Raw genomic sequence first — 2,578 nt, 5'->3', positions numbered from 1 at the left:
TGACGTTGATGGCCGGGAACAGCAGGACGCCGTCACGCTGCATCTCGTACAGACGGTGCACACCCGTCGTGGTCTCCTCCGTCACACCACGGATCCCGGAGGCGATCGCGGGCCAGTCGAGCGGGCTGCGCTCCAACAGGGCGCGGACGACGGCCAGTTCCTCGTTGTCGGCGGCGGGGAGGCGGCCGGTCTTGCGGTACTCGACGCCCTGGTGGACGAGGAGGGTGGCGTCACCGCCGTCGTCGAGGATCATGTTCGGGCCCGTGTCACCGGGCCAGGTCAGGGCCTGCTCGGTGCACCACCAGTACTCCTCCAGCGTCTCGCCCTTCCAGGCGAAGACCGGGATGCCGGCCGCGGCGATCGCGGCGGCCGCGTGGTCCTGGGTGGAGTAGATGTTGCACGACACCCAGCGCACCTCGGCGCCGAGCGCGACCAGTGTCTCGATGAGCACGGCCGTCTGGACGGTCATGTGCAGCGAGCCGGTGATGCGGGCGCCGGCCAGGGGCTGCGCGTCGGCGTACTCCTCGCGGAGGGACATCAGGCCGGGCATCTCGTGCTCGGCGAGGGTGATCTCCTTGCGGCCGAACTCGGCCAGGGACAGGTCGGCGACCTTGAAGTCCGTGAAGTCAGCGGACACTGAGGCTCCTTGAGGCCAGGACGTTGCGGTGGATGTCGAGCGCGGCGGTCGACCGGTTCAGGGTGATGTAGTGCAGCCCGGGTGCGCCCTCGGCCAGCAGGCGCACGGCCATGCCGGTGGCGTGCTCGACGCCGATCCGCCGGCCCTCGGCGGGATTGCCGCGCGCCCGCTCCAGCAGGTGGGCGAGGTCCTCGGGAAAGGCCGCGCCGGACAGTTCCGCGAAGCGGCGGATCTGGCCGGCGTCGGTGGCGGGCATGATCTCCGGGATGACCGGGATGTCGCAGCCCGCCGCCGCGACCCGGTCGCGCAGCCGCAGATAGTCCTCGACGTGGAAGAACATCTGCGTGATGGCGTAGTCGGCGCCGGCCCGGCACTTGGCGACGAAGTGCCGGATGTCGCTCTCCCAGTCGGGGGAGCGCGGATGGCGTTCCGGGAAGGCGGCCACCCCGATGGTGAAGTCACCGAGCGAGCGCACGAGTTCGACGAGTTCCCGGGCGTACGTGAACCCCTCGGGGTGAGGCGTCCAGGGGCCGTTCGGGTCGCCGGGCGGATCACCCCGGAGGACCAGTACGTCCCGGATGCCCGCGTCGGCGTACTGGCCGATGATCCGGCGCAGTTCGGCGACCGAGTGGCCGACCGCGGTGAGATGGGCGACCGGCCGCAGGGTGGTCTCGGCGGCGATGCGCCGGGTGACGGCGACGGTCCGGTCACGGGAGGAACCGCCCGCTCCATAGGTGACGGAGACGAAGTCCGGTCGCAGGGGCTCCACTCGACGGATCGCGTCCCACAGGGTGCGCTCGCCCTGGTCCGTCTTCGGCGGGAAGAACTCGAAGGAGAAGGTCGTCATCGTGCGCCTCCCGCGTTGAAGTAGCTCGCCTCCGGGTGGTGGACGACGATCGCGTCCGTGGACTGCTCGGGGTGCAGCTGGAACTCCTCGGACAGATGCACGCCGATGCGTTCCGGTTCGAGCAGGTCGGCGATCTTGGCGCGGTCCTCCAGGTCCGGGCAGGCCGGGTAGCCGAGCGAGTAGCGGCACCCCTGGTAGGCGGTACGGAACATGCCGTCGAGCGAGTCCGGATCCGCACCCGCGATGCCCCACTCGGCCCGCACGCGCGCGTGCCAGTACTCGGCGAGCGCCTCGGCCAACTGCACGGACAGACCGTGCAGTTCCAGGTAGTCACGGTAGGCGTCGGCCTCGAAGAGGTCCGCGGTGGCGTCACCGATGCGGGAGCCTACGGTCACGACCTGCAGGCCTACGACATCGGTCTCGCCGGACTCCTCCGACCGGAAGAAGTCGGCCAGGCAGAGCCGGCGGCCGTGTGCCTGCCGGGGGAAGGTGAAGCGGGTGCGCTCGTTGCCGTGCTCGTCCAGGATGATCAGGTCGTCGCTCTTGGAGACGCAGGGGAAGTAGCCGTGGACGACGGCCGCTTCGAGCATGCCTTCCCGCTGCAGGTGATCGAGCCAGCCGCGCAGCCTCGGACGTCCCTCGGTCTCTATGAGCTCCTTGGTGAGACCCCACTGACCGCGGAACAACGCCGTCTCGTCGAGCCAGCTGGCGTACTCCTTGAGCTGGATGCCCTTGACGACGCGGGTGCCGAAGAAGGGAGGTTCCGGGATGGGGTTGTCGACTGCCACGTCGGAGCGGACGTTGCCCTCCACCGGCTGCTCGTCGACCTCGCCGGATGCGCTCGCCCGTACCCGGCGCTGCTTCAGCTCCGGCAGCTGCGCTCCCGGCACGCCCCGCTTGACGCCGATCAGGGCGTCCATCAGCCGCAGGCCCTCGAAGGCGTCCCGGGCGTAGCGGACCTCGCCCTCGTAGATCTCGTGCAGGTCCTGCTCGACGTAGGCCCGGGTCAGGGCGGCGCCGCCCAGGATGACGGGGTAGTCGGCGGCCAGGCCCCGCTGGTTGAGCTCCTCCAGGTTCTCCTTCATGATCACCGT

General features: G+C 70.1%; 3 protein-coding genes. All 3 read right to left on the bottom strand.

Annotated elements, in window-relative coordinates:
* On the bottom strand, window positions 1-637 hold a 637-nt coding region (locus tag ABZZ74_RS53590; RefSeq protein ID WP_356951366.1), incomplete at its 3' end, for an adenosylhomocysteinase.
* Window positions 627-1,484 (bottom strand): methylenetetrahydrofolate reductase [NAD(P)H], encoded by an 858-nt coding sequence (gene metF / locus ABZZ74_RS53585; RefSeq protein ID WP_356951365.1) that lies wholly within the window; start codon window positions 1,482-1,484, stop codon window positions 627-629. The genes metF and ABZZ74_RS53590, both read right to left, overlap by 11 nt.
* The coding region (locus ABZZ74_RS53580) for a vitamin B12 dependent-methionine synthase activation domain-containing protein (protein ID WP_356951364.1) at window positions 1,481-2,578 on the bottom strand (1,098 nt) is incomplete at its 5' end. The genes metF and ABZZ74_RS53580, both read right to left, overlap by 4 nt.

This window comes from Streptomyces sp. NPDC006476 (assembly GCF_040612015.1).
Lineage (GTDB): Bacteria > Actinomycetota > Actinomycetes > Streptomycetales > Streptomycetaceae > Streptomyces > Streptomyces griseorubiginosus_B.
The sequence above is the reverse complement of the archived record's forward strand: the minus strand, read 5'-3'. Positions and strand labels throughout refer to the sequence as shown.

What these genes read in the sequence shown, in the direction of transcription:
- metF (WP_356951365.1), bottom strand. Translation starts at nt 1,484, where the DNA reads ATGACGACCTTCTCCTTCGAGTTCTTCCCGCCGAAGACGGACCAGGGC.